We start from the raw sequence: 26,320 nt of genomic DNA, 5'->3' as shown, positions 1-26,320 counted from the left end.
TACGATGAAAAGCCGATTAGCAGTTATCACAGGATTATTGGCAGGCGCCATGCTGATGTTAGCTGCCGCTCCTGCCATGGCGCGCGCTGACGTTTCAGTCAGTATCGGGGTTCCGGGTTTCTATGAGCAACCAGCGCCGGTCTATGTGCAGCCGCGCCCCTACTATGTGGAACCACAACCCTACTATGTGGAACCACAACCCTACTATGTACAGCCGCAACCCTACTATGTGGAACAGCCATACAGGCAGGACTGGCGTCAACGTCGCTGGAATCGCGATCATCGCCCCCGGCATGATCGAGATTATGACGGCGTACCAAACCGCTTTGACCGTGACCGTGATGGTGATGGTGACGGCGTACCAAATCGATTTGATCGCCGACCGAACAACCCATACCGCGATTAAACACGTTGCTATTCAAGCCTTTCGCTAAATTGTTCTATACATTGTTTGTCAAAACATAAACAAAAGAGGAAAACGATATGAAATCGAAATTGATAGCTCGCTCCTTATTAGCCTCTGCTTTGTTTGCTGGCATAGGCATCTCCCCAGTGATGGCGCAAAGTACGAATACACCCAATATCAACCGTGCCCAGCAAGAGATCAGCGCACGAATTCAACAAGGTTTGGACTCCGGGCACATTACCCCTTCTGAGGCGCAATACCTGTATCGCCGCGAACGCGACATTCAAATCCGGGAAAATCGCTTTAAGTCTGATGGCTCTGCCAGTCCGCAAGAACGACAGCAATTGAGGCAAGATCTGGATGCCCTTCGCGCTGAAGTTGAATATAAAATCACCAATCCTCGCGCTGATGCACGACAGTCTGAGCAGTATGAGCGGTCTGACCGGGCTGACACTACGCCCGGTATCGACAGTCGCGAATTCAGAATCGGCGATCGGATTGAAGAAGGGGTTCGCTCCGGTCGCATAACGGAAGGTGAAGCGCGCAGATTGGAGCGCAGGGAACGCGAGATTGAACGCCAAGAAGCCCGTTTCAAGTCTGATGGCATCGTTACCCGGCAAGAACGGCTTCAATTACGAAATGAGTTGACGGCGTTGCGCGATGAGGTGGAACGGTTGATGCGCGATGATCGCCGCGAGCGCTATTAACAGAAAGGAACAGAAGCGCCAATAAGGCGCGTCTGGGTCCCATCGGCAAAGATCCATTCTACGAGGCCCGTGGGAAGGAATTTGATTGCGCCAGGCAAGCCTCGCAGAGCTCCGTTAGCGGGCACAATTAAGCGCGCACTAAGTCGGGTAGCGCACATACAGCAGGCACCGTTTTTCGATAGATTCAGGTTCTAAATCGGAGATCATCATGTCAATTAATCAAATTCATTGGGCTTCAGCAGCCACTAATATCAACCGTAAAGCAACTCGGCTGTCGGCTCTGGCGCTACTCGTATTGAGCACCGCTTTTGCCGTAACGACAGCAATGGCGGCAAGTAATGCGTCAGACGCGGACGCACGCTACCAGGCAGATCGCGCAGTTTGCAATAGCGGCCAGTCAAACCAGGATCGCGCAACGTGCCTGAAAGAGGCCGGGGCATCGCGCCAAGAGTCAAAAAAAGGGCAGCTCGATAGCGGCAAAGGTTCGTATCAGCAAAATGCCTTGATACGTTGCAATGCACTGCCGGCAAATGACCGTGATGCATGTCAGCGTCGCATAGAGGGTGAAGGCACGACCAGCGGCACCGTGCGTGACGGTGGCGTGTTGCGAGAACTTGTTGTGCCGGATGACAAATAAGCCATGTGCGGCTTCGTGCTTGGTGTTCTTTATGCGGGTTGCACCCGGCCTACATGACTTCAGCGCAAGCTGATGCCGGCGAGTTGGCAAGCAGGTTCGTAACCGCACCGTCGTTAGAGGCTTGCTCAATGTCGCAGGCAATACTGCGGCGATCTTCCACGCGAATCATGCGTTCGCCCCCCGTTGATTAAAAACCTATCGAGGCGACATCTGTTCTGACACGGGGGGTTACTTATGACCGCCGCCATCACCCGCGCGATCGCCATTACCGCCGGTATATAGAGGATTGGGCGCGACATAAGCGAACACTTTGTGGTCAAGCACGCCTGGTGGTGCAATCTGGTTTAAGTAAAATGAGTCTCTTGCGCCATCAAAAGCCCAGGCGAATGATTTGTCACCCACAATGAACTTGATGGTTTCGCCGCCGGTTACGTTTACATACTTAGTGTCCGGGGTAATAACAATCGCACGCACGGCGGCTGATACTGGTGCCGGATCACCCAAAAGATCAGATCGAGGCGTCCAAGCAACTGGAGACACGCATGCAGTGGATAGCAAGACTGTAAAAATGACTGGAAAACACAATTTGGGACTCATGACACATCTCCTGAAATTGGGGCGGTAAGGAAAATCTTAACCTATGCGCGGCGTCACCGCTTGCGCCGCCCGATCAACTCCAAGGCCGTAAGCCGCAATTCGTAAGGCGTCAATAAGCGCAGCGCATTGCGCCGTATGCTGCGATCAATACAACCGAAGTCGCATTATCGTCATGCCAGGCACCCTGGAAACACATATTTTTCATCGTCAATCTTTTGCCGAAATCCGATTGCATGGCGGGATCATGCGGCGCAATGCGCTGCGCTTATTGACGCCCTACAACTTGGACTGTGTGTAATCTTCTTTCGGGCGATGATTATCCTAAACACTGCTGCTTCGCGCCCGTCCAACCGCCGTATGCAGGATAATCAGCGCTTGCATCCGACTCGCCGGCAACGCCAATCATCAATCAATCGTATTTAACTAACAAATATACTCAATAATGTATTTTTATCAAAACCAATAAAAATGTGCGGGAGAATGGCAGTTTTTATTGATACTCCCTATATTATTAAAAATAAATAGCAATTCGCCGCAACTCCAAACCCGCCACCCACCGGAGCATCCATGCTGGAACTGCGCCATATCACCAAGTCGTACCGCAATGCACAACCGGTGCTGGATGACTTGTCTTACACGCTGGCTGCTGGTGAATTCATTGCGGTGATGGGCGAATCGGGCGTGGGCAAATCGACGCTGTTGAACTTGATTGCCGGGCTGGATACGCCGGACTCGGGCGAGGTGGTGATTGATGGCGTCGTCATGTCGGCGCTGGATGACGACGCTGCGACTTTGCTGCGGCGCAAGAAGATGGGTTTCGTGTTTCAGGCTTTCCATGTATTGCCGCATCTGACCTTGCGACAAAACATCGCCCTGCCCTTGCTGCTGAATGGCGAAAGCCGGCATCGGGCGCAGGAAATGCTGGATGCGGTGGGTTTGCAGGGGCGCGGCGGGGATTTTCCACGCCAATTGTCCGGCGGCGAAATGCAGCGGGTGGCGATTGCGCGGGCGCTGGTGCACCGGCCGAATCTGGTGCTGGCCGACGAGCCGACCGGCAATCTCGATCCCGACACTGCGCACAGCGTGTTGCTGTTGTTGCGCTCAGAAATCAAGGCTAGCGGCGCGTCGGCGATCATGGTAACGCATTCGTATGCGGCGGCGGAATTGGCCGACCGCGTGCTGGTGTTGAGCAAAAACGGCTTGCGCCCGGCTTGATTTTCTTACGTCAATGTCTGCGCCTATGCCGATCCGTTTGCGACTCCTGACCCGCTGGCTGTTGCTCGGCGAATGGCACGCCCATCCGGTGCGGGCGGTGGTCGCCATCGGTGCGATTGCGCTGGGAGTGGCGCTCGGGTTTGCGATCCATCTGATCAATGCGGCGGCTTTTAATGAGTTTTCGGCGGCGATCAAGAGCCTGTCGGGCCTGTCCGATTTGCAGGTGCGCGGCGTGCAGGCGCGCTTTGACGAGCGGCTTTACCCGCTGCTGGCGCAGCGTGATGGCGTGGCGCTGGCTAGTCCGGTGCTGGAACTGGACGCGGCCATTGTGGGTGAGCGCAGCGCGCTGAAAATTCTCGGTATCGATGTATTTCGCGCCGCCGAAATTGCGCCTGATCTGATCGGCGTCCCCGCTGCCGATAAGCCTTTAGACACTCTCGCCGATGATGCGATTTTTCTCTCCCCGGCTGCCATGGAATGGCTGAAAATTCGGTCAGGCGAGTTTTTGCAACTGCGTTCAGGCAGTCGCACCATCCGCTTGCGGGTGGCAGGCACTTTGCTGCGCTCGCGCGCCGGACAACGCATTGCGGTGATGGACATAGGCGCGGCGCAATGGCGCTTCGGCCGCATCGGTGAATTATCGCGCATCGAATTGAAACTAGCCGCTGGCGTCAATCGCGCTGCCTTCAAGGCTGCTCTCAACCGCGAATTTCAAGGCCGTTTGCTGGCGACGGAAACCGCCGATCAGGAAGCGCGCACCGCCAATATGTCGCGCGCTTACCGCGTCAATCTGAATGTGCTGGCGCTGGTGGCTTTGTTTACCGGGGCGTTTCTGGTGTTTTCCACCCAGGCGTTGTCGGTGTTGCGCCGCCGCAGCCAGTTTGCGTTATTGCGCGTGGTCGGCATGACGCGCCGGCATTTGATGGGCCAAATATTGCTGGAAGGCGCAACGCTGGGTGTACTCGGTGCCGCGTGCGGTATCGCAGCCGGATACGGGATGGCGGCTGCCGCGCTGCATTTTTTCGGCGGCGATTTGGGCGGCGGTTATTTCCCCGGCGTGCAGCCGAGCGTGCATTTCAGCCCTATTGCCGCGTTGGTGTTCTTTGTGCTCGGCACGACGGTAGCTGTTTTGGGCGCGGCGGCTCCGGCGTGGGAAGCCGCCCGCGCCCAACCTGCGTTGGCGCTCAAATCCGGCAGCGAAGATGCTGCGCTGGCGAAACTGGCATCGCCCTGGCCGGCGCTGGCTTGCCTGGTATTGGGTGCACTATTCACGCAATTGCCGCCGGTGGCGGACTTGCCGGTATTCGGATTTCTGGCGGTGGCGCTACTGCTGATTGGCGGCATCGCGCTGATGCCGCGTCTGGCAGCCGGCCTGTTTTCTTTCACGGGCCGGATACAGACACCGAATGTGGTGTTGAGCCTGACACTGGCGCGGTTGGCGAATGCGCCGAATCAAGCTTCGATTGCGCTGGGCGGCGTGCTGTCGAGTTTTGCGCTGATGGTGGCGATGGCGATCATGGTTGCCAGCTTCCGGGTCTCGGTCGATGACTGGTTGACGCAGGTTTTACCGGCCCAACTTTATGTGCGCTCGGCGATGACAGGCGACACTGGCGGCCTGCAGCCGAATGAACAACAAGCGATCCGCACTGCCAACGGCGTCAATCGCGCCGATTTCTTGCGCCTGTCGAAACTGGCGCTGGCGTCCGACCGCGCCGATGTGGTTTTGCTGGCGCGCCCGATTGATGTCAACGCGCCGGGCAAGGTGGTGCCGGTTATCGGCGCCACCATCGTCCCTTCCGATGCAATGCCGATCTGGGTCTCGGAAGCAATGGTCGATTTGTACGGCTATGCGGTGGGCAAGCGCGTTAGTCTGCCGATTGGCGGCAAACCTCACGACTTCGTGGTGGCCGGCATCTGGCGCGACTATGCGCGGCAGTCGGGAGCGATACAAATCCGGCTATCGGATTATCAAAACCTGACCGGCGATTTGACGGTCAATGATGCTGCGCTATGGCTGCAAGCCGGCGTCAATCCGGCACAAGCCAGCGCCACGCTGAAGCGGCTTCCGTTCGGCAGCGCACTGGAGTTTTCTGAGCCGGGCCAGATCCGCGCTGTCAGCCTGAAGATTTTCGATCGCAGCTTTGCCGTGACCTATTTGCTGGAGCTGATCGCAATCGTGATCGGCCTGTTCGGCGTGGCCGCTACCTTCTCCGCGCAAACCCTGGCACGCGCCCGGGAGTTCGGGATGTTGCGTCACATTGGCGTGACGCGCAGGCAGATTCTGGCGATATTGGCGGCAGAAGGCGGCTTGCTGACGGCGATCGGGATTGCGGTGGGTTTCGTGCTGGGTTGGCTGATCAGTTTGATTTTGGTATTTATCGTCAATCCGCAATCGTTTCACTGGACCATGGAATTGCACATGCCATGGGGCTTGCTGGCAACGGTTGCCGGTTTGCTGCTGGCGTCGGCCGCATTAACGGCGCTGGTGGCGGGACGGCAAGCGTTGTCAGGCAGCGCGATTCGGGCGGTGAAGGAGGATTGGTGATGCGTCTTTTAATAGTAGTGCAGGCCTCCGTGCCTGCATGCAGGCACGGAGGCCTGCACTACTGGAGAGCCGCACTATTGTGCGTACTTCTATTTTTGCAGATTTTATACTTACCAAATACTTTGGCTGCGCCGCCGCAATTCGCCGCCGTCACGCCCGACAAACCGCTCACTTTTCCATCCGATTTCGGCGCGCATCCTGAATTTCGCACCGAATGGTGGTACGCAACCGGCTGGCTGCAAACGCCGGACCATAAGCCGCTCGGTTTCCAGATCACTTTCTTCCGCTCGGCCACCGAGCACGATGCCGCCAATCCGAGCAATTTTGCGCCGAAGCAACTGATCATCGCGCACGCGGCTTTGTCCGATCCGGCCCAGAAAAAATTACTGCATGGCGAAAAAAGCGCCCGTCAGGGTTTTGGCCTGGCTTACGCGGCGCAAGGCGATACCGACGTCAAGCTCGACGACTGGCACCTTACCCGCAGCGCCGATGGCCGCTATCAGGCGGTGGTCCGTACTCACGATTTTGAGTTACAACTGACGCTGCAACCAAACCAAGCGCCGATGCTGCAAGGCGAACAGGGTTACTCGCGCAAAGGGCCGAAGCCGCAACAAGCCAGTTATTACTACAGCGAGCCACAATTGACGGTCGCCGGCACTGTGATCCGCCAGGGTAAACCGCTCACCGTAACCGGCACAGCCTGGCTCGATCACGAATGGTCGAGCAGCGTGCTGGACGCCGATGCAGCCGGCTGGGATTGGCTGGGCGCGAATCTGGATGACGGCAGCGCGCTGATGGCGTTTCGCATCAGAAGCAAAGCCGGCGCGACACTGTGGAGCCATGCTGCGCTGCGCAATCCAGCCGGAAAGATGACACAATTCATGCCGGACGCCGTACTATTTACCCCGCAGCGGCGCTGGCAATCGCCGCGCACCAAGGCGATTTACCCGGTGGCGATGCAGATACAAACCGGCGGCGATCGCTGGCACATAACCCCGTTGCAGGATGATCAGGAACTCGATGCGCGCCGTTCCACCGGCACCGTATATTGGGAAGGCGCTGTGACTATCAGCCGCGACGGCGCACCTGCCGGGCGCGGCTATCTTGAAATGACCGGATACGACAAACCACAGAAATTATGACTACTACCAGCACAACTTCCAGCACCAGTACAACTTCCAGCAGCACCGCAATCGCGCTCAAGCCGCAGAAAAGCAGCTTGTCCACACTCAAGGGCTTGCTGCCTTTTCTCGCGCCTTACAAGCGTGAATTCCTGCTGGCCGGGATTGCATTGCTGGTCGCCGCGGGCGCCACGCTGGCGATTCCGTATGCGTTCCGGCAGATGATCGATCTCGGCTTTGGCAACGCCGGCGCTGTCGTCGCTGCCGGCAGCAAGAACATTCAGAATGTCGATTTTTACTTTCTGGCCTTGTTTGGCGTCGCGTCGATATTGGCAATCGCCACCGCCGCCCGCTTTTATATGGTGTCGTTGTTGGGCGAGCGCGTCACCGCCGATATCCGCAGCGCGGTGTACCGGCACGTTATTACCCAGAGTCCGCAGTTTTTCGAAACCACACAAACCGGCGAAGTGTTGTCGCGCCTGACCGCCGACACCACCTTGATCCAGGCCGTGGTCGGCACCAGCATTTCGATGGCGCTGCGCAATGCGCTGCTGTTCGTCGGCGGGCTTGGCATGCTGTTCGTCACCAGCATCAAACTGACCGCCATCATCATCGTCTTGCTGGCGGCGGTGGTGCTGCCGATCGTATTCTTCGGACGTCGGGTGCGCAAACTGTCACGTGCCTCGCAAGACCGGATTGCCGATGCCTCGGCGATGGCCGGCGAAATCCTCAACGCGATGCCGACCGTACAAGCTTTCACCCACGAAGCCATCGAAGGCCGGCGCTTTGGCGCATCGGTCGAGGATGCGTTCGATACCGCGATGCAGCGCATCCGCACCCGTACCACGATGACGGCGGTGGCGATTCTGCTGGTATTCGGGGCTATCGTATTCGTGCTGTGGCTCGGTGCCCATGCGGTGATTCAAGGCACCATGAGCGGCGGCGAACTGGGGCAATTCATCCTGTACGCGGTGCTGGTGGCCGGCTCCATCGGCGCACTGTCGGAAGTGCTGGGCGAGGCGCAACGCGCTGCCGGCGCCACCGAGCGCTTGCTGGAATTGTTGTCGGCACACTCGCAAGTGCAATCGCCAGCCCAACCGCAACCGTTACCGCCGCGCGCTGCGGTCGGCTCGGCGCTGGCGCTGAAAGACGTCAGCTTTCATTACCCATCGCGCCCGCTGACGGCCTCGGTGTCGCAACTGACGCTGGAAATCGAACCGGGCGAAACGGTTGCCGTGGTCGGCCCATCCGGTGCCGGCAAGACCACGCTGTTCCAATTGTTGCTGCGCTTTTACGATCCGCAGCAAGGGCAGATCACGCTCGACGGCGTCGATATCAAGCAGCTTGATTTACAGACATTGCGCGACGCCATCGGCATCGTGCCGCAAGACACCGTCATCTTCTCCGCCAATGCGCTGGAAAATATCCGCTACGGCCGGGCCGGTGCCAGCGACGACGAAGTGATTGCCGCCGCCAAAATGGCCGCCGCGCACGAGTTCATCGAACAACTGCCGGAAGGTTATCAATCATTTTTGGGCGAGCGCGGCGTGCGCCTGTCTGGCGGCCAGCGCCAGCGCATCGCCATTGCCCGCGCACTGTTAAAGAACCCGCCGCTGCTGTTGCTGGACGAAGCCACCAGCGCGCTCGACGCCGAATCCGAACGGCTGGTGCAAAAGGCACTGGAAGCGGCGATGGTCGGCCGCACCACCGTCATCATCGCGCACCGTTTGGCAACCGTGCAGCGCGCCGACCGCATCATCGTGATGGAAGATGGGCAGATCGTCGAAACCGGCACCCACGCATCGCTGGTTGCGCTGGGCGGAATGTATGCGAATTTAGCGGCGCTGCAGTTTCATACGTTGCCGGGATAATTTGTAATTTTCAATCATCGGGCAAGCATTTTCTCGTAGGGCGTCAATAAGCGCAGCGCATTGCGCCGTAGGTAATATGCTAAATTTTCACAGTGCATGCGGCGCTACGAATTGCGGCTTACGGTCTTATTGAAATAATTTATACTATGTTATGTATTTTTATATACCGCATTAAAAATATGCGCAATAGTGGATGTTTTTTGGCATACTCCCTATAAAAATTAATATCTGCAAGTCGAGCACACACGGCGAAAACCGACACTGCACATCGAACTATTTTTCCCGAGGAGCAAGCAAGATGCGATCAACCAAAGCCAGCGCCGCCATCGAGCGCCTTAAAGCGCGCGACGGCAACAAGCCCTATTCGATGGTGCGCACCGGCGACGAACTTTTCTATCTGGTACTCAACACCGGTCTGGGCGTGCAGGAAAAAATGGGCCAGGCGCTACCGCTGGACGACTTCGTGAAGTACGTCAACAGCGTCGGCCCGCAAGTGACCAGACGCGTCAGCAAGCTGGATGTGGCGTTTGAAAAACAGTTAAGCAAAAAACAGCCTTAACGTAACTAACCTAAATCAGCAATGATCTCTTGCGTGCTTAAAGCTTGGGCGAAACTCCCATCCAAGGCGGCGATATAGGCATTCTGCACATGGCTGGCGGGGATATCTACGCCGCCGAATGACAGCGCTTTTGTCGCGCAGGCATCGTGTGCCAATTGGATATCAAATTCCAAATCGAAAGCGGCACGGGTAGTCGAGTCAATACACATGTGGGTCATCATGCCCGCGATCACGAGCTTGGTTATTTGATGCTCCTTTAAGTATTCGAGCAACGCAGTTTCCCTGAAGCTGTTCGGATAATTTTTTATGATGACGGCCTCGTTACTTAACGGCGCAACACTTTTGTGGATTTTTGCACCTTCGGTATCGGGCAGGAAAAAAGTCGCGCCGGCATGCTTTGCAATGTGTTGAATGTGTATCACTGGAAGTTGCATGCGACGGAAAGTCGATAACAGGACCGCCGCGTTATTGCTTGCTTCCGTGGTGTTTTCTAGTGTCATCTTCCCGCCGGGAAAATAATCGTTTTGAATATCGATAATGAGTAATGCTGTTTTCATTGGGTAAATTCCTTTTCATTGCATAATTAAAAAATAGCGACTGCCTCAAACACTGCCCTCTTTCTCGACAACGAGAATGCGTGCCTCGCCGCGAGGATGTGCAAGGTGCTCGCAGCCGACGTCGGCAAAGAAAACATCGCCAGCCTGCAGCACCACCGACTTCTCTATTCCATCTTCCCGGTAGAACATCTCGACGGTTCCATCGAGTACCGCAAATACTTCCTTGCCGTCGTTGATGTGCCATTCGTACGGCTGGTCTGTCCAGTGCACGCGTGTGGTGATGCCATTCATGCTCGCGACATCCATTGCGCCCCATGCGCGGTCTGCGACAAATTCACGACTTCGGATGATTTTCATGGTTTTTCAAAATGCCTGATGAAGAGGTGGTGGAATGTCCTTGAACGCAAGGCCGAAATAATTTATGTCTCCGCGCTGGGATTGATTGTTGCAATTCCCCGTCGACACTGATAGTGGCTCAAATGACACCACGACGCCAGCCGATTTCTTTGCCACGTGGAAAAATCGCGCAAGTGAGTCGCAGACCGCGCAATTGCATCTGGAGGATGCCAACAAGGCGGTTTTTGATTTTCGACAAAACATGCAGCTTATGCGGGTCTACTCTGTTGTCATGCTTGGCACGCGAATCAACACGCCTGTAATTTCACTTGATGGAGAATGCATCATGACTACGCGCAAGATTGAAAAATCGGAATGGAAAACGTTTTTTGATGGCGTTTCCAAAGTTGGCGGCCTGGATCGGAAATGCGCCGAGATCGAGGTGGTGGGATTGAGTCTCGGCGACCATATCGCGGCAGAATGGGTGCCGATGTTCGGCGTGACCTACAACCCCAGGGGCGACATGCTCGAAATCGGGCTGGAAGGGCTCGACCACCTGATTCATAAGCCAAAGACGATATTTGTGGACGAGAGCGCTGCCGGCTTGCTCAGTATTAGCGTCACCGATGAGGATGACATACAGCACATCATTCGTTTGAGAGACCCGTTATTGCTGTCCGGAAAGCCGGCTCCGTAAGTAAGGCTATCGATGAAATCGAAGTTGGCGAGGGAGGATTTTATCGCCATGCCGACGGCATGCATCAAGCGCATGAAGATTAAAAATGGACGGGTTACGCTCGCCAAGCCTGATTTGCAATAATAAATATACTGCACAATGTATTATTTATATACGCATTATAAATATGCGTAAAACATGATGTTTTTATATATACCCCACTATATTTCATTAGTAGAATAGGTTGATACAGTGACCGGTGAAGAATATCGGCGATTAACTCCATTGGAATGCGATTGGATCGTAGGTGCGAATTCATTCGCATCAGCTCGCATCGAATAGTTAAGAATGCGAATAAATTCGCACCTACGGCGCTTCGTTTGGAAAGCACGCAACATCAGTCCATATAATTCACACTCCGTTTTCACCCGAATCACCCTGCGCCAATACGCAACTTCATGCTCCCTGTGTATGATCATGCCCATGAAAAAAAAGATCGCACCGGTGCCGGCACCCGCGCAACATTCTGCCATCGGATGCGCGTCAATCTGCAAATAGCGTTGTGTTGCGTTGCGCTGGTCCCGCGCAAGAAAATCCACCGAAAAGCGCCCCCACCTATCCAGCACCTGAATTGGAAAAATGCAATGAAGCAATACCTCGATCTGGTCCGAACCATTATTGACACTGGGAGTTGGCAAGAGAATCGCACCGGGATAAGAACGATCAGCATTCCTGGCGCCATGCTGCGCTTCGATTTGTTAAACGACGGTTTCCCGGCGATCACAACCAAGAGGCTTGCATTCAAATCAGTGGTGGGCGAACTGGTCGGATTTTTGCGAGCATCGCGCAGTGCGGCCGATTTTCGCGCTCTGGGCTGCAAGGTGTGGGACCAGAACGCCAACGAAAATGCCGAGTGGCTTTCAAACCCGTATCGACTGCAAGAAGACGATCTGGGCCCGGTGTATGGCGTCCAGTGGCGCGCGTGGCCGGCCTACAAGCTGCTTGACGCTAGCAAGACGCTGCAAATTGCGGACGCACAAAGCAGAGGATTTCGGGTGGTATCGGCGCTGCAGGACGAGGGCGCCAACAAAATTCTTCTGTATAAGGCAGTCGATCAACTGGGCGATTGTCTGCGCACGATTATCGCGAATCCTGGAAGCCGGCGCATTTTGTTCCACGGCTGGAATTGCGCCGATCTGGATTCCATTGCGCTGCCGGCATGCCATCTTTTGTACCAGTTCATCCCGAATGCTGCGAGCAAGGAAATCTCGCTCTGCCTGTATATCCGAAGCAACGATATCGGTTTAGGAACGCCGTTTAATCTGGCTGAAGCAGCAGCGCTGCTACACTTGGTGGGCCGGCTGACGGGGTATAAACCGCGCTGGTTCACGTATTTCATCGGGGACGCCCATATCTACGAGAATCATCTCGATATGCTGCAGGAACAATTGCAGCGCGCACCATACGCCGCGCCGGAGTTAGTCATTGCCGAGCGCATTCCGGATTTTGCTGCGACAGGAAAGTTCGAACCAGAGTGGCTTGAGAAAATAGAACCGTCCGATTTTTCATTGAGCAACTATCAGCACCACCCCGCTTTAACCGCGCCCATGGCAGTTTAAGGAAGCGATTGAAAAGTAAGATAAAAAGTAAGATTAAAAAGTAAGTGCGCAGTCAAACCTAACAACATATTTAACCAAGGAATCCATAATGAGTTTCAATAATTTTCTGAGTAAGCTAAAAACAAAAGCCGGTGAGTTAAAGACAGAAGCCTTGAAATACAAAAACAAGGATTTTCTGAATGCATCTATGGCTGGTTCGGCATTGATTGCCATGGCTGATGGCAATATCAGTTCAGAAGAAAAACAAAAAATGATTAAATTCATTGAAAGCCATGACGCACTGTCGATTTTTACGACCAGTGATGTCATCAAGGCTTTCCAGGATTTTGTCGGGCAGATTGAATTCGATAAAGACATTGGTGAAGCCAAGGCTTATCAGGCATTGGGCAAGATGAAATCGAATGCCGAGGCTTCGCGCCTGTTGATTCGCATGATTATTGCGATTGCCGCTTCCGATGGCAATTTTGATGATACGGAGAAAAAGGTAGCCGTCAAAATCGCCAAGGAATTAGCGATTAATCCGTCGGAATTTGAACTGGAATAATTATTTTCAAGACCGGGATTACCTTGGTCGCCCCGACGAAGGTAACCCCGGCGTTCACGGCGCCACCACGCGCCGGGCATGGTGCACCAGCAGCGGCAAGGCCATGCGGTTGATGAGGCCAGGCAGGCGCAGCGGCTTGAGCAGCATTTTCACCGTCATTTCGTAAGGATAGTCGGCGCGTGCCCAGTGACCCGCTGTGTGTTGAAACCGCTGGAAATCTTCTGGACTAAATGTCTGCCCCGGGTTGCGCACTACAAATGCATTTTTCAATGCCAGGTAGGCATCCTCCTGACCGATTACGCCTAATCTCTGCCGCAATACGCGCGCCACTTGCCAGCGTGACGGACGCTCTATCGCGCGATAACGCAGGAAAAAGTGGTGGAAGTATTTGTAGTGCCCCACTTCATCGTCACGGATATGCCCCACCAGCGTGGTGAGCACCGGTTCCGGGCTGATTTGCTGCAGCAGAGCATACAGGCCTGCGGTGCCTGCTTCCACCACACAACGTGCCACCATCTCCAGCGTGCGCGTGGGCTCCAGCAGTTCGGGTTTGCAATACGGGCGATAGTCTGCGCAAAAGCCGTCAAACGCGGTTTGCCAATCGAACGCGGGCCACACCGTCTCCACATAGCGACGCAGCGCGCGTCCGTGCTGCAACTCTTCCGGTTCCCAGCGCTCGCGCAGCCATTGGCTGGTTTCGGGATCGTCCTCCATGTGGCGCAACAGGTTGTCTGCGTACAAATCCGCCAAACTCTCGACGAAGGACGCCGCAGCAAGCACATAAAACCACGTGTCCTCAGCGACGATGCGTTCATGCGCTATGCGGTCAAACGCAATCTGCTCAATCAACCATGGATGCGACGCGGCGATGGGTAGGTGCATATCTGGGTTTGGCATAACGATCCCCGCTTATTTTCTTGGTAAGACTATAACAAGCGCCGGCGGTTCGATTCAACACTTATGTATAAAACAATACGGCAGTACCAAATGTCACCCGAGGTCACCAGCGCTCGGCAGCGCGTAACGCATTGCGGCGATGACGTAAACGGGTAAACTGCTGTCAAGCGCATTCAGCTTCACCCCGCCATGCAAGATGGCAACACCGTGCGGAATCCGATAGACGAATCGTCTTGCCTGCCGCCTTTGTCATCGTTTGAACGGATACCATGATTCCTACTGCATTATGGTTTTTACTGGTTGGCGGTTTGCTGCTTTTCATGGGGCTGACTTCTTCCAGACTGAAGCATTTACCCATCACGTCCGCCATTATTTATCTGGCGGCGGGCTTGCTGGTAGGGCCTACCGTGCTGGATATCTTTCACTTCAATCCGCTGTATGAATCGGCACTACTGGAAATTCTGACCGAAATCGCGGTATTGATATCGCTATTTTCTGCCGGCGTCAAAATGCCGGCGCCCATCAGTTTCAAGCGATGGCGCACCCCCGTACTACTGGCCACCGTGTCGATGACGGCCAGCGTCGCGCTGGTCGCAGTCTTTAGCACCTATGTGTTGGATTTGCCGCTGGGCGCATGCATATTGCTGGGCGCCATCGTCGCGCCCACCGATCCGGTGCTGGCAACCGATGTGCAAATCCGCCATCCTGGCGACCACGACCAACTGCGTTTTACCCTGACCTGTGAAGCAGGCATCAACGACGGCAGCGCCTTCCCGTTTGTGATGCTGGGCATGGGGATGTTGGGTTTGCATGAAGTGGGTGAAACCGGAATCCGCTGGGTCTTGCTGGACGTACTATGGGCGACGGTGGCAGGCATCGCATTGGGCGTGGCGTCAGGCGTATTCCTGGCACGGCTGGTCTGGAAGATACGCGGCCCGCAGCAGAGCAGGAAACTCCTGGACGATTTTCTTGGGCTGGGCTTGATCGGAGTCGTGTATGGCCTGAGCGTGCTGATGGATGCCTGGGGCTTTCTGGCGGTGTTCTTCGCCGCCGTCGCGCTGCATCAAACCGAGTTAAAGCTGTCCAGTGGCGTCGAAGGCCAGCAGTCTGGCCGGGCGCAGCCAGAATCAAAAGACGCTTCCAGTGTTGATGTCCATGCCGAGGTCAATGCAGAACCGCCGGTAACCGTCAGCGAAGGCGCTCTGGTGTTCAAGGAACATCTGGAGCGATTGTCGGAAGTGGTGCTGATTCTGCTGGTGGGCGGCATGCTGTTTATTAATTCGTGGAGTTGGCGGGCGGTGGGCTTTGCGTTCTTCCTGTTCCTGGTGGCGCGTCCCGTGAGCGTGATGCTGGGAATGCTGGGTAGCGGCACGCCATGGCGCATGCGCTACCTGACCGGTTGGTTCGGCGTGCGCGGCATAGGCTCTTTGTATTACCTGATGTATGCGATACAGCACGACTTGCCAGAGCCGATGGCCCTGGAGTTCATACAATTGACGCTAGTTGTGATCACGCTGTCCATCGTGGTGCACGGCATCAGCGTCAAGCCCTTGATGCATATTTTCTGGCGACGCAAGCGCGAACCTTAAAAAGCTGTCAGTCCAAACAGGTTCCTGCACCGATTGCCTCTGGTATCCTCGCTGTTCAACCGTTTCAGCCAAAAGCCAGCCATTCCATGAGCAAACTCACCATCATCGTCGCCACCGACGCCCTGCGCGGGATCGGCATCAATAACACCCTGCCCTGGCATTTGCCGGAAGACTTGGCGCACTTCAAGCGCACCACGTCCGGACACCCGATCATCATGGGCCGCAAAACCTTCGATTCGATCGGCCGGGCGCTGCCGAACCGGCGCAATATCGTCATCAGCAGGGGCACGGCATGCCGTGCCCCTACATCCTACGACGGGGTTGAAGTTGTGGCCTCCATCGCCGCTGCCCTGCAACTGGTTGGAGAGGCAGAAGCCTTCATCATCGGCGGCGCGCAGATTTTCGCCGAAACACTGCTGCTGGCAGAGCGTTTGATCGTGACCGAAATCGACAAAAACTTTGATTGCGATGTTTTTTTCCCGCCGATTTCCGCACAAGACTGGCGCGAAGTTGCCAGAGAGCAGCATCATTGCGCACAAAACGACTTTAATTACGCGTTCGTGACATATCAGAAACGTTAACGGAATATTCCCTCCAAGCGCCGTTTTGTGGCTCTAAAATAACGCTTTCCCGCTGTGACGGCGCTCTGACGATATTCAGGGCTATTTTTTTCCCCATTGACCCGCATATCTGGGAAAATCCGTTCTTAAATTTTTCGGCGCGCAAGCGGAGTGGCATTCGCCACGACTGGCCCAGGCGTCTCCCAAGTAATTCGACTGTATTGGAGACCTCATGAAATTCCGCTTCCCGATCGTCATCATTGACGAAGACTTCCGCTCAGAAAACTCTTCCGGCCTGGGCATTCGCGCATTGGCCGAGGCGATGGAGCAGGAAGGCATGGAAGTTGTCGGCGTCACTAGTTATGGCGACCTGTCCCAGTTTGCGCAGCAGCAAAGCCGCGCTTCGGCCTTCATCCTGTCGATTGACGATGAAGAATTCGGCGGCGGCTCGCTGGAAGAAACCAATCACGCGCTCAAATCGCTGCGCGCCTTCGTCCAGGAAATTCGTTACAAGAACGCCGATATCCCGATTTATCTGTATGGCGAAACCCGCACCTCACGCCACATCCCGAACGATATCCTGCGCGAACTGCACGGTTTCATCCACATGTTCGAAGACACGCCGGAGTTCGTCGCACGCCACATCATCCGCGAAGCCAAGTCCTATCTGGACGGCCTGTCGCCGCCATTCTTCCGCGCGCTGGTGCATTATGCGCAGGACGGCTCCTACTCCTGGCACTGCCCCGGTCACTCGGGCGGCGTGGCTTTCCTGAAGTCGCCGATCGGCCAGATGTTCCACCAGTTTTTCGGCGAAAACATGCTGCGCGCCGACGTCTGCAACGCCGTCGAAGAACTCGGTCAATTGCTCGACCATACCGGCCCGGTCGCCGCATCCGAGCGCAACGCGGCGCGCATCTTCAATGCCGATCATTGCTATTTCGTCACCAACGGCACCAGCACCAGCAACAAGATGGTCTGGCATTCGACGGTGGCGTCGGGCGATATCGTGGTGGTGGACCGCAACTGCCACAAATCGATTTTGCACGCGATCATCATGACCGGCGCGATTCCGGTATTTTTGATGCCGACCCGCAATAATCTGGGCATCATCGGCCCGATCCCGCTGGAAGAATTCACGCTGGAAAGCATCCAGAAGAAGATCGAAGCCAACCCGTTCGCCCGTGAAGCGACCAACAAGAAACCGCGCATCCTGACCATCACGCAATCGACCTACGATGGCGTGGTGTACAACGTCGAAACGCTGAAAGAAATGCTGGACGGCAAAATCGACACGCTGCATTTCGACGAAGCCTGGCTGCCGCACGCCACCTTCCACGAGTTCTACAAGGATATGCACGCGATCGGCAAGGATAGGCCGCGCGCCAAGGAGTCGATGATCTTCTCGACCCAATCGAGCCACAAATTGCTGGCCGGCCTGTCGCAGGCCTCGCAGATCCTGGTGCGCGAGTCGGAGTCGGTCAAGCTCGACAAGGATGCTTTCAACGAAGCGTATCTGATGCACACTTCGACCTCGCCGCAATACGCGATCATTGCCTCGCTGGACGTGGCCGCCGCGATGATGGAAGCGCCGGGCGGCACTGCGCTGGTGGAAGAATCGATCCTCGAAGCGCTGGATTTCCGCCGCGCGATGCGCAAGATCGATGAAGAATACGGTATGGACTGGTGGTTCCACGTCTGGGGCCCGGACACCTTTGCCGCAGAAGGCATCGGCTCGCGCGAGGACTGGGTCATCAAGGCCGAAGATACCTGGCACGGCTTCGGCAAGCTGGCGCCGGGCTTCAACATGCTGGACCCGATCAAGGCCACCATCGTGACGCCCGGCTTGTCGATCGACGGCAAATTCGGCGAAACCGGCATCCCGGCCTCGATCGTGACCAAATATCTGGCCGAGCACGGCGTCATCATCGAGAAATGCGGACTGTATTCGTTCTTCATCATGTTTACCATCGGCATCACCAAAGGCCGCTGGAATACGCTGCTGACCGCGCTGCAGCAGTTCAAGGACGATTACGATAAAAACCAGCCGATCTGGCGCATCCTGCCCGAATTCGCCGCCGCCAACAATGGCAAGAATGCGCGCTACGAACAAATGGGATTGCGCGATTTATGCCAGCAAATTCACGAAACCTACCGGGCTTATGACGTGGCGCGCCTGACCACCGAGATGTATTTGTCCGACATGCAGCCGGCCATGAAGCCGAGCGACGCCTTCGCCAAGATGGCGCACCGCACCATCGATCGGGTGCCGATTGACGAGTTGGAAGGCCGCGTCACCTCGATCCTGCTGACGCCCTACCCGCCCGGCATCCCGCTGCTGATCCCCGGCGAGCGCTTCAACAAAATCATCGTCGATTACTTGCGCTTTGCCCGCGATTTCAACGAACAATTCCCGGGATTCGAGACCGATGTGCATGGTCTGGTGAAAGGCGAAGTGGACGGCAAGCTGTGCTACTACGTCGATTGCGTTCAGCAATAATTTGATGCAGTGCGGAATATTAGCCATGGAGAGGCTTTAACGGCGCATCTCCGTGGCTGATTTCAAAAATCGGCGCTTTATCACAGTGCACAGTTCACAGTTCCTAACCGCCACCGCGGCGGGTGTATAAATCAAAATAGTGCATGCAGCCGGCCTGGCCGGCGCATTCATGTCCACGAAGTGAAAAGTCACCAGCACTCTTTTTTATATTGTGGGGTATATACAAAAAATACACTGTTACCGCAATATATTAAAGCGACTTCAAAAATACAAGGTGCAGTAATAAGATTACTGCGTCGCATTGCCTCAGCGTCGATGAGAATCATGTTTGAAAAGCGGCCTGGAAAATTGCGGCTGCCGCGCGATGCGCTTCGCATACACGGAAGACCAAGTATTTATGCATGATTTGTGTATGCCGAATTACGGCTCCAAGGTCACATCCCGGGAAGAAAACATTGGATATCCGCCACCAAATATGCTAACATCAACCCCCTTTTCGTCAGCGTTCGCAGTAACAAATTTGTGCCGTTTTGCACTTGATTGACCTAGTCGCCAATCAAGTCCGTGATGGCCAAGATGCGCTGGCAAAAACTGAAATATGTACCTCTCGCTAGCAGTTGCTGGCGAGTACACCTGTAAAAGTTCTCTGCAACTAAAAAACAGGCTACGAAACAAAGAACAAATTACATGTATTTCTGTTACCAGTTATTTTTTCCGGTATCAACGAACGCACTGTAAAACTCACAGAAACATGTGACCCACTCGTTGGTGTAAAAACCAATCATGACTATGTTGCCAGGCGGGAAATTTGATAGACACACCGTTTATCGATCGAAGCCCTGCGTCAACCCAATAGTCGAGCGCAGGCCGCCATTAACTTGAAAGAATCATGACCGCACTTACCGCACTAATTGCTGCAGTACTTGTTTTGCTTCTGGGAGCTGGCATTTGTTTGCTTCCCTTGCGCAATACCATCCGCGCCGGTGTCGGCGTTCTTACGCAACTGCTTGCCACGGTATTAGTTTTGATTACGGTACTGCCGGTCCTGTTTGGTGCGGAGCAAGTCGTTGGCGATCTGGCATGGGCTTACCCGGTAGGAACAATGCGCGTAAGGCTTGACGCTCTTGGCGCGTTTTTTTTGGCCTGGTCATTACCGATGACGTTGCTGGGAAGCATATACGCGGTTGGATACATGCGTCCGTTCATCCACGGCAAGCGCAATCTGGGAGTGCATTTCGCTCTGCTCAATCTGACTTCTGTGTCGTTTTTGCTGGTGTATACCGGCGAGCACGCGCTGGTCTTTCTGCTCGGATGGGAAATTGCAGCACTCGCTGCCTGGCTACTGGTGATATGGGACTACACCAACCAGAAGGTGCGTTTTGCCGGATTCAACTATCTGGTCTCAACGCACATCGGCCTGATTTTCCTGGTGGCCGCCTTCATGATCATGTACACGCATTCCGGATCGTGGTTCCTGACCAGCTTTGGCGACTGGCTCAGCAACAGCGGCGGCACCGAACGCAACATCGTGTTCCTTCTGTTGGTTACGAGCTTTGGCCTGAAGTCTGCCTTCTTCCCCTTCCACTCCTGGCTCCCGCGTGCCCATGCTGCTGCGCCCGCCCATGTCTCGGCTCTGATGTCGGGGGTCATTCACAAGGCCGGTTTGTATGCTTTGATACGCTTCATATTGCTGATCGGCACGCCCGATGAGTGGATGGGATGGTTCCTGATCGTCTTCTCGACGTGTTCGGCGCTGATCGGGGGCTTGTACACGGTAGGTCAACGCGATCTGAAGCGAATGCTCGGCTATTCATCGACCGAGAATGTCGGTATCGCCGGCATCGGCTTCGGCGTCGGCTGCCTGGGCCTAAGCTGGGGCATCCCATCGCTGGCGGCCCTCGGTTTCGCTGGCGGCTTGCTGCACCTGCTGAATCACGCTTTCTTCAAGTGCCTGCTGTTTTACGCGGCGGGGGCGGTTTATCAGGTGATGCACACCGTCGATATGGAACGGCTCGGCGGACTGTCGCGTCTCATGCCCTTAACGGCGGCCAGCTTCATCATCGGTGGCGTCGCGATCTCTGCGCTACCGCCTCTGAACGGTTTTGCCAGCGAGTTCGTGATCTATTCAGGCTTATTCAGTGGTGCCGCAGCGGGAGTCTGGGCCAAGCTGGCACTGTGCGTCGCAGCCGCATTGCTTGCGTTCGTAGGCGCGGTCTCCGCATTAAGTATCACGCGCGCCTTTGGCGTCGTCTTTCTGGGTGCGCCGCGCGACGCCAGTGTCCCAGCCGCCACCGAGGCGAGTCGATGGATGCTGGTGCCCATGGGCCTCCACTCTGCAGGCGTGATCTTGCTCGGCGTCATACCTGCCTTGGGCTTCATGCTGGTACGCGGTCCCACCGAGCTTGCAATGAGGCCGTTGCCGGTATCCGCAGCTGCGGTACTGTCGCCTATCATCGACTCGCTGACTAACATCGGCATGATTTCGGGAGGGCTCATCGCGTCGATTGCTCTGGTGCTGTGGCTGCGATCAAAATTGTCATCCGCGCCCGCAGCCAGCCATGTGACCTGGATTTGCGGTTATGCTGCGCCGAGTCCCCGGATGCAGTACACCGGCGCCAGCTTCTCTTCGGAATTCGCAGCCCACTTCCGCAGCCTGATGGTCTTGCTGCGCCGCAAAAAATCCCCGGTCGGATACTTTCCGTCCGATAGTTACTTGATCACGAATTGCGTCGACGCGGTTGAGCGTCGCCTGTTCTCCGTCATCGGCCGCGGCGACGCGTCGGCCGCCGACATATCCAAAAAACTGCGCGAAGACGATCCGCGGATCGCCTTTGCGGCGGGTCTGGTGGCCGTCGTCGTAATCGGATGGCTGGTGCTGTTGTTGTGGGGGCCATTACGATGACAACATTGCTCGCAACCGTTCACGTGCTCATTGCGCTAGTAATGCCTATCCTGATGGTCGGCATCGTGAACCGGATCAAGTCGTTGTGGGCTGGCCGCAAGGGACCCCGCATACTACAGTTGGCGTCGGATCTGCGCCGCTTGCTCGGAAAGCGTCCGGTCTATAGCACCATGGCCACACCGCTGTTCAGGGCCGGCGCCTATGTGGTGCTGATGGCGTCCCTGCTGGCAGCAATGATCGCGCCTATCCTCGGCGGCGCATCGCTGGTGCAGTTCAATTTCGATTTCATTCTGTTTGCATACACCCTCGGGCTGGCGCGCATTTTCATGATGCTGTCTGCCATGGACGTCGGCAGTGCGTTCGAGGGCATGGGCGCCGCCCGCGAAGCCTCATTCTCCGCTTTCGTCGAGCCGGCATTATTCCTGCTCATCGGCGCTGCCAGCGTGGCCACCGGATACACCAGCTTCGCCGGCCTGATTGGTCACCTTCACCAAGCCGAACCTTTCCGATGGCTGGTGGTTCCCGCTGTCGTGGCACTGTTCATCCTGCTGCAAACCGAGGCGGCACGCGTGCCGGTGGACGACCCGCATACGCACCTTGAACTGACCATGATTCACGAAGTGATGATCCTCGATCACAGCGGTCCTGATCTGGCGGCGATGCATTATGCGGCGGCGCTCAAGATGAGCATATACGCGGGCTTGATTGCTGCCCTGCTCAATCCATTCGATCCGCTGGTCGCGCCCGTGGCTTGTGTTCTCACCTCCTTGTTCATCATGGTCGCGGTCGCGGTGGCGGTCGGATGTGTCGAGTCCTTGATGGCTCGCTTGCCGATGCGATGGGTTCCGCGCTACCTGCTGCTGGCGTCGGCTGCAGCCGTCTTGTGTATGGCCGCCGTAGGCTGGGGAGCAAGGCTCTAATGACATTACCACTAATCTTCTTTCTTCTCGCCGCGGTGATTCCGGTCTTCTTTGGGAAAATCCGGTCCGCGCCTTTTTGGCTCTGCTTGCAGGCGATCATGCTGGGCTGGAACGGCATCGCTCACCACGCCGAGATCTCGAACCACGCGCTGCTGGTGTTGCTTGAGATCATAGTCGTGCGCGTTTGCATGGCACCGTTTCTGCTGCGCCGCACAATTCACCGCCGGGCTGAGCCGAACATGGACCTGATGCCGTCCAACCTGTTTGCCTGGGCAATCGGTGCGGCACTCATCGTACTGGCATTCGAATTCGGCGGTGTATCCATGACTAACCCCGGTGCGCTCACGCTCGGCGTCGTGGCTGCGACGGTGATGATCGCATTGCTTATTCTGTCGACCAACAGTTCCCCGCCGGCGCAACTGGTTGCCCTGCTCTTCATGGAAAATGCACTGGCGTTATTCGAGTCACTGCTACCCGAACCGTGGCCCCTTCCGGTGCATGCCGCTCTGGGTGCGGTCTATATCCTCACTGTCGGCGTGGGATGCTGGCTCTTGGGAACGCCCTTCGCTTCCGGTGCACCGGTGGCTCAGGCAGAACAAAAGGAAATTCTATGAAAGGCGCGGAATTGTTGGTAACCAACGAGCGCACTACCGAGCCCACTGCCACCAGTATCAATTCGGTGCGGCACCGCTGGGTGGGATCTGCGCTGGTTGGGGTGGCTTTAGTCAACTTTCTGGTGTGTTTTGCGATCTTTGTGCGGGTTCCACTCGCGAATTTGCCTCTGTACTTTGTGCAGCGCTATTTCGTGCTCGATCCAACCTCATTGCTGTTCCTGTTGCTGATCAATACAGTCTTCCTCGGGATCAGCGTCTACATGTACTCGAGGGTGCAAACTTCTCGCGTGCTGGCGGAAAACATGCTGCCAAGAGCTGCCCTCTCACTTGCGTTCATGGTAGCCATGAACCTGGGAGTAATGTCGAACAACCTGCTCATGTTATGGGCGCTCATCGAAGTGACCACGCTGTGCGCTGTGCCGCTGGTTGCGCAGGGCAGTTCGAGTACGCCACGGCGAGTCGCCTGGCACTACATGCTGTATTCGAGCATGTCGCTGGCGCTAACATTCCTCGGGTTCATGTGTCTGACCCGATCCGCGCACCTGCACGGCCTGGAGATCAACTTCGCATTCGACCAATTGGCATTGGCGCTGCCTTCGGCTGGCGATAACTGGCAACGCCTCGGGCTCGCGCTGATGCTGTTCGGACTCGGCGGTAAGCTGGGCCTGGCGCCCCTGTATGGCTGGATGCCTGAGACCTACGAAGCCGCCCCGACCAGCACCAGCGCACTGCTGGCAGCCGTGCAATTCAACATCAGCGTGTTGGCTGTATTCAGAATTTTGCAGGTATTCCACGGCAGCCACAGTAATTTCGTCGCGCATGAGTTACTCATCATGGGATGCCTTTCGTTGGCGGTGGCAGCGATTCAGGTCATGGCCGCACGCAACTACAAGCGGCTGATCGCCTATGCCTGTGTTAGCTCGTCGGGCGTCATCGCTATCGGGCTTTCTGTGGGCAAGGTGGCGGCCTACGGCGTCGTCTTATATGTTGTAAGCAGTGCATTCGTCAAAGCGCTGTTGTTCCTTACGGCGGGCCGACTACGCGCGGTCTACGGAACCAACGATGTCACTGCGTTGAGCGGCGTGATCAGGGTGCTGCCGTTTTCGGGATTGTTATTCGCGGTGGGTATTTTTGCCCTGTTGGGATTCCCGCCATTCGGCAGCTTCATGGCGGAGATGCTGATCCTGTCAGGCATCGTGCAATCCAGCGACTGGATCACCTTCACGCTGATGTGCACCATGTTGACTATCATTTTCGTCGCGGCCGGCCGCTCGATCTTTCCGATGCTTTGGGGCCCCTCGAACAGGACGGGTTCGACTATCAATGAACCCTTGGTGACCGCTATTCCAAAGCTAGGATTCGTTGGCGCCCTGGTCCTGCTAGGCGTGTACACACCGGAACCCGTCAACCAGCTTCTCCTGCTGGTGGCTCAGTCGATTGGTGGACAATAATGAAACCCGCAGAACCGATTCTCATCCTCCCTGCCCGCGAAATCCCGCGCACCAGCCTGCAGGAATTTACACGTTTGTGCGCTGATCGCCTGGATTCCGGCGATAGGATACTCACGCTTTTCGGCCGGATCAATGTCAACGTCGGCGACGACGCAGATAGCGTTATCGTGACCGCCGTGGTCGAAGGAACCGACGGCCAACTTTCAGTATTGCGGGCCGATGCAAAGCGCGGCGATCGCTTCGATTCGCTCACGCCCCGGTACCCGGCAGTACACATGTTCGAGCGCGAACTATGGGAGCAAATGAACATTACTCCTGCCGGGCATCCCTGGCTCAAGCCGGTTCGCCATGAAGGTGCGCGCCAGCAGCACATGACGGACTACCCATTTTTCCAGGTGCGCGGGGCCGAGGTGCACGAGGTTGGGGTAGGACCCATTCATTCAAGTGTGATCGAGCCGGGACATTTCCGTTTCATGTGCCTCGGTGAGCAAGTTCACCATCTGGAAATTCAGTTGGGCTACCAGCATCGGGGTGTCGAACAACTATTGCTGCGCCGCAATCCGCTGTTGCTGACATCTACCGTTGAATCCATCGTGGGTGACTCAAGCATTGCGTATGCATGGGCCTACTGCGCTGCGATGGAAGCGTTGTCGGAAACGGAAGTAAGCATTGAGCAAGACCTGGTTCGCGGTGTGGCTCTTGAGATGGAGCGGGTGGCAATGCACGTTGGAGCACTGGGTGGGATGTCCGGCGACATTGCCTTTTTGCAAGGTGCCGCGACCTATGGGCGGCTGCGAACTGCCATCATTAATGCGTCGATGCTCATTTGTGGCAGTCGCTTTGGACGCGGTTGGCTCAGACCGGGCGGTGTGCGGTTTGGACTGCCGGACGTGCTGCGGCAGGGTCTGCTTGCTACGCTCACCGCGTTTGCGCGGGACTTTGCACAAGTCAACGAGCTGATGCTTAGCGCACGTAGCGTGCAGGCCCGGCTTCAGAATGTTGGCGTCATAAATACAACTGCTGCCAGAGAAATCGGGATGGTCGGCCTTGCCACGCGCGCCAGTGGCGTAACGGTTGATACGCGAGTGAGCATGCCTGGACGCCTGCATGGCGCCTACCCGATATCTGTTGTGACCGAGGAAAGCGGCGACTGTTGGGCGCGCCTGCGGCTGCGCATGCGGGAGATCGACGAGTCGGTCCGTTGGCTCACCCAGATTCTCAAAGAACCAGCTCTCGATCTGTGCGCCACAGCGCCGCGTGTGACTAAGGCGCTGCGCCCCGACATGCTCTGCGTTTCCGTTCGCGAAGGTTCCCGGGGAGAAGTTGTTCATGTGATCGAGACCGGAAACGATGGAAGTCTGCTTCACTATAAAGTGCAAGATCCGTCACTTCAGAACTGGTTTGGCGAAGCTCTTTCGGTGAGAAATAACGAGATATCGGACTTCCCTATCTGCAATAAGAGTTTTGATCTTTCCTACTGTGGAAATGATCTTTAGGACA

23 protein-coding genes are annotated in these 26,320 nt (G+C 56.0%); 19 read left to right on the top strand and 4 right to left on the bottom strand.

The annotated features are described in order from the left end of the window. Window positions 1-4: 4 nt before the first annotated feature. From KGFNPO_RS05055 to KGFNPO_RS05045, 3 genes are all read left to right on the top strand, one after another. Complete coding sequence (locus KGFNPO_RS05055; protein ID WP_472633397.1) at window positions 5-406, top strand: hypothetical protein; 402 nt, start codon at window positions 5-7, stop codon at window positions 404-406. A gap of 77 nt (window positions 407-483) precedes the next feature. After that, window positions 484-1,113 (top strand): hypothetical protein, encoded by a 630-nt coding sequence (locus tag KGFNPO_RS05050; protein WP_472633396.1) that lies wholly within the window; start codon window positions 484-486, stop codon window positions 1,111-1,113. 208 nt (window positions 1,114-1,321) lie between these two features. After that, complete coding sequence (locus tag KGFNPO_RS05045) at window positions 1,322-1,750, top strand: hypothetical protein (protein WP_472633395.1); 429 nt, start codon at window positions 1,322-1,324, stop codon at window positions 1,748-1,750. 228 nt (window positions 1,751-1,978) lie between these two features. On the opposite strand, the gene KGFNPO_RS05040 is transcribed toward KGFNPO_RS05045, so the two are convergent. Next, on the bottom strand, window positions 1,979-2,347 hold the full coding sequence (locus KGFNPO_RS05040; RefSeq protein WP_472633394.1) for a CzcE family metal-binding protein: 369 nt from the start codon (window positions 2,345-2,347) through the stop codon (window positions 1,979-1,981). Window positions 2,348-2,914: 567 nt separating this feature from the next. Here KGFNPO_RS05040 and KGFNPO_RS05035 point away from each other — a divergent pair. The 5 genes from KGFNPO_RS05035 to KGFNPO_RS05015 all read left to right on the top strand — a co-directional run bounded on the left by KGFNPO_RS05035 (window position 2,915) and on the right by KGFNPO_RS05015 (window position 9,658). Then, a complete protein-coding gene (locus KGFNPO_RS05035; RefSeq protein WP_472633393.1) occupies window positions 2,915-3,562 on the top strand; it encodes an ABC transporter ATP-binding protein in 648 nt (215 codons plus the stop codon). Between the two features lie 13 nt (window positions 3,563-3,575). Further along, a complete protein-coding gene (locus tag KGFNPO_RS05030) occupies window positions 3,576-6,107 on the top strand; it encodes an FtsX-like permease family protein (RefSeq protein ID WP_472633392.1) in 2,532 nt (843 codons plus the stop codon). Window positions 6,108-6,229: 122 nt separating this feature from the next. Then, entirely contained in the window at window positions 6,230-7,249 is a 1,020-nt protein-coding gene (locus KGFNPO_RS05025; RefSeq protein WP_472633391.1) for a lipocalin-like domain-containing protein, read from the top strand. Next, complete coding sequence (locus KGFNPO_RS05020) at window positions 7,246-9,099, top strand: ABC transporter transmembrane domain-containing protein (protein WP_472633390.1); 1,854 nt, start codon at window positions 7,246-7,248, stop codon at window positions 9,097-9,099. Before KGFNPO_RS05025 ends, KGFNPO_RS05020 begins: the two co-directional genes overlap by 4 nt. A gap of 298 nt (window positions 9,100-9,397) precedes the next feature. Then, window positions 9,398-9,658 carry a hypothetical protein gene (locus tag KGFNPO_RS05015; RefSeq protein ID WP_472633389.1) on the top strand — a complete coding sequence of 87 codons (261 nt, stop codon included), beginning with the start codon at window positions 9,398-9,400 and terminating at the stop codon, window positions 9,656-9,658. A gap of 5 nt (window positions 9,659-9,663) precedes the next feature. Here the strand turns inward: KGFNPO_RS05015 and KGFNPO_RS05010 are convergent, their stop codons facing one another. Beyond that, window positions 9,664-10,215, bottom strand: a complete 552-nt coding sequence (locus KGFNPO_RS05010) for a cysteine hydrolase family protein (protein WP_472633387.1) — start codon at window positions 10,213-10,215, stop codon at window positions 9,664-9,666. A gap of 45 nt (window positions 10,216-10,260) precedes the next feature. Further along, on the bottom strand, window positions 10,261-10,572 hold the full coding sequence (locus KGFNPO_RS05005) for a cupin domain-containing protein (RefSeq protein WP_472633386.1): 312 nt from the start codon (window positions 10,570-10,572) through the stop codon (window positions 10,261-10,263). A 325-nt stretch (window positions 10,573-10,897) separates the two neighbouring features. Between KGFNPO_RS05005 and KGFNPO_RS05000 the strand changes: the two genes are divergently transcribed. The 3 genes from KGFNPO_RS05000 (at window position 10,898) to KGFNPO_RS04990 (ending at window position 13,390) form a co-directional block, all read left to right on the top strand. Next, complete coding sequence (locus KGFNPO_RS05000; protein WP_472633385.1) at window positions 10,898-11,248, top strand: DUF5335 family protein; 351 nt, start codon at window positions 10,898-10,900, stop codon at window positions 11,246-11,248. A gap of 623 nt (window positions 11,249-11,871) precedes the next feature. Next, window positions 11,872-12,846, top strand: a complete 975-nt coding sequence (locus tag KGFNPO_RS04995; RefSeq protein ID WP_472634392.1) for a thymidylate synthase — start codon at window positions 11,872-11,874, stop codon at window positions 12,844-12,846. Between the two features lie 88 nt (window positions 12,847-12,934). Beyond that, a complete protein-coding gene (locus KGFNPO_RS04990; protein WP_472615072.1) occupies window positions 12,935-13,390 on the top strand; it encodes a tellurite resistance TerB family protein in 456 nt (151 codons plus the stop codon). A 54-nt stretch (window positions 13,391-13,444) separates the two neighbouring features. Here KGFNPO_RS04990 and KGFNPO_RS04985 read toward each other — a convergent pair whose 3' ends face one another. Continuing rightward, entirely contained in the window at window positions 13,445-14,287 is an 843-nt protein-coding gene (locus KGFNPO_RS04985; RefSeq protein WP_472633384.1) for a ferritin-like domain-containing protein, read from the bottom strand. Between the two features lie 269 nt (window positions 14,288-14,556). Between KGFNPO_RS04985 and KGFNPO_RS04980 the strand changes: the two genes are divergently transcribed. The 8 genes from KGFNPO_RS04980 (at window position 14,557) to KGFNPO_RS04945 (ending at window position 26,316) form a co-directional block, all read left to right on the top strand. Continuing rightward, the gene (locus tag KGFNPO_RS04980; RefSeq protein ID WP_472633383.1) at window positions 14,557-15,876 is read left to right on the top strand and encodes a cation:proton antiporter; all 1,320 of its coding nucleotides are present in this window, start codon (window positions 14,557-14,559) and stop codon (window positions 15,874-15,876) included. Window positions 15,877-15,962: 86 nt separating this feature from the next. Next, window positions 15,963-16,457, top strand: coding sequence for a dihydrofolate reductase (locus KGFNPO_RS04975; RefSeq protein ID WP_472633382.1), 495 nt, complete (start codon window positions 15,963-15,965; stop codon window positions 16,455-16,457). A gap of 211 nt (window positions 16,458-16,668) precedes the next feature. Next, on the top strand, window positions 16,669-18,933 hold the full coding sequence (locus KGFNPO_RS04970; RefSeq protein WP_472633381.1) for an Orn/Lys/Arg family decarboxylase: 2,265 nt from the start codon (window positions 16,669-16,671) through the stop codon (window positions 18,931-18,933). Window positions 18,934-19,822: 889 nt separating this feature from the next. Continuing rightward, window positions 19,823-21,835 (top strand): proton-conducting transporter transmembrane domain-containing protein, encoded by a 2,013-nt coding sequence (locus KGFNPO_RS04965; RefSeq protein WP_472633379.1) that lies wholly within the window; start codon window positions 19,823-19,825, stop codon window positions 21,833-21,835. Beyond that, window positions 21,832-22,755 carry a respiratory chain complex I subunit 1 family protein gene (locus KGFNPO_RS04960; RefSeq protein ID WP_472633378.1) on the top strand — a complete coding sequence of 308 codons (924 nt, stop codon included), beginning with the start codon at window positions 21,832-21,834 and terminating at the stop codon, window positions 22,753-22,755. Before KGFNPO_RS04965 ends, KGFNPO_RS04960 begins: the two co-directional genes overlap by 4 nt. Then, the gene (locus tag KGFNPO_RS04955; protein ID WP_472633377.1) at window positions 22,755-23,369 is read left to right on the top strand and encodes a hypothetical protein; all 615 of its coding nucleotides are present in this window, start codon (window positions 22,755-22,757) and stop codon (window positions 23,367-23,369) included. The genes KGFNPO_RS04960 and KGFNPO_RS04955 overlap by 1 nt, the downstream gene beginning before the upstream one ends. Further along, on the top strand, window positions 23,366-24,820 hold the full coding sequence (locus KGFNPO_RS04950) for a complex I subunit 5 family protein (protein WP_472633376.1): 1,455 nt from the start codon (window positions 23,366-23,368) through the stop codon (window positions 24,818-24,820). The genes KGFNPO_RS04955 and KGFNPO_RS04950 overlap by 4 nt, the downstream gene beginning before the upstream one ends. Then, window positions 24,820-26,316, top strand: coding sequence for a hydrogenase large subunit (locus KGFNPO_RS04945; protein WP_472633375.1), 1,497 nt, complete (start codon window positions 24,820-24,822; stop codon window positions 26,314-26,316). The genes KGFNPO_RS04950 and KGFNPO_RS04945 overlap by 1 nt, the downstream gene beginning before the upstream one ends. Window positions 26,317-26,320: the final 4 nt, after the last annotated feature.

The sequence above is a fragment of the Gelidimonas diazotrophica genome (assembly GCF_055694025.1).
Note: the sequence above shows the minus strand (reverse complement) of the source record. Positions and strands in the feature narration are given on the sequence as shown.